A 1,494-nucleotide genomic window follows, 5' to 3' on the forward strand; every position below is an offset into this window, starting at 1 on the left:
ATCGTGTCCTTCCGTTGATTCGACTCGATCGGAATCGGACAAGGGTTGGCCGGCGGACACACCTCAGTCGAGGGCGTTCACCACGCTCCTATCAAGTCACGCCGGCCGACCCGGTCCCGAACGCCCTGGACACTTCAATTCCAGGCCAGYCCGCACAGGCGGCAAGCACTCGATGAGTCACCAGACGCTCAGAACCGAGCCTCCACCCAAACCGGGCGGCCCCACCAGACTCACACTGAGAGCACTCGACGGTCCTGCCCGGCTCGAGTGCTCGGTCTCGTGCGCCTGTGGGCGAGGGCGACGGCGAGGGCGGGAACCGGGTGCGCCGTTGCGCCATCTTTGTGGCATGACGAGCCACGGTGCCGTGCCCGACGACCTGATCCCTCCGCTCCGCCGCCTCGAGCTGGCGCGCGAGGACCTCGCCGAGCGAGCGCGACTGCACGACCAGCTGCGACGCGACAACCTCGCCCTCGACCGCGCCCTGGCGGCGCACCAGCACCGGCGTGACGAGCTGACCCGTGAGCAGCTGGATGTCGAACGCCTCGAGCGGGTGTCCGTCTTGCGCCTCTGGTCGTCGCTCCGGGGTACCCGTGAGGAGGACCTCGAGCGCGAGCGGGCCGAGGCAGACGCCGCGGATGCCGCCCTCACCGCGCACGCGAACGTGGTGGAGCACCTGCGCGACCGGCTTGCGGGCCTCTCGCGCCGCGCCGCCCAACTCGAGGGCGCCGACGCCGAGTACGTCGCGGCGCTCGAGGGGGTCGCGGGCAGCGGCGGCGCCGTCGACGAGGTCCACGTCCGCGAGGCCGTCGGCGAGCTGAACCGCCTTCGGGAGCTGCGCGAGGTCGAGCAGGCCCGGGTGGCGGGCCGGTCCGCCCTCCAGGCGCTCCTCGCCGCCAAGGAGAAGCTCGACAGTGCCGACGCCTGGTCGGGCTGGGACACCTTCGGCGGGGGCGGGATGCTCTCGTCGGCCTTCAAGCACGAAGCCCTCGACGAGGCCCGTCAGCGCATGGGTCTCGCGGCCGAGGCCCTCGACCGCTTCACCGGCGAGCTCGACGACATCCACGTGCCCGGCATCGCGCTTCCCGAGATCAGCGGCATGACGCGCGGCCTCGACATCTGGTGGGACAACATCTTCACCGACCTCGCCGTCCGCGACACGATCAAGAAGGCACTGCGCGACGTCCACGAGGCGCTCGACCGGGTCGAGCAGACCTTGGCCTCACTCGACCTGCGCCGCGAGCAGCTCGTCGGTCGGTCAGGTGGGTCGACCGCTTGATCGTTCTGCCGCTGGTGGGGTGATCGCCCCACCGGGTGCCGGACCATCGCGCACTGCACGACGTCGGTAGACGTCGGGAACTGAAGCTCCTATGTCAATGGTCAGGCGGCGGCTGCTGGTTTCAGGGGGTGGTCGGGGTTGGCGTGATGGCGGACGTGGTCCTCTGTCATGGCGTGGAAGATGACGTCGATGAGGTGACGTTTCAGGACCCGGAGGGC

General features: G+C 70.1%; 1 protein-coding gene. It reads left to right on the top strand.

The features are described 5' to 3' along the window. Positions 1-346 precede the first annotated feature (346 nt). On the top strand, positions 347-1,276 hold the full coding sequence (locus AB4091_RS21755; RefSeq protein ID WP_442294977.1) for a hypothetical protein: 930 nt from the start codon (positions 347-349) through the stop codon (positions 1,274-1,276). Positions 1,277-1,494 lie beyond the last annotated feature (218 nt).

Source organism: Terrabacter sp. 2RAF25, from assembly GCF_052115265.1.
GTDB lineage: Bacteria > Actinomycetota > Actinomycetes > Actinomycetales > Dermatophilaceae > Terrabacter.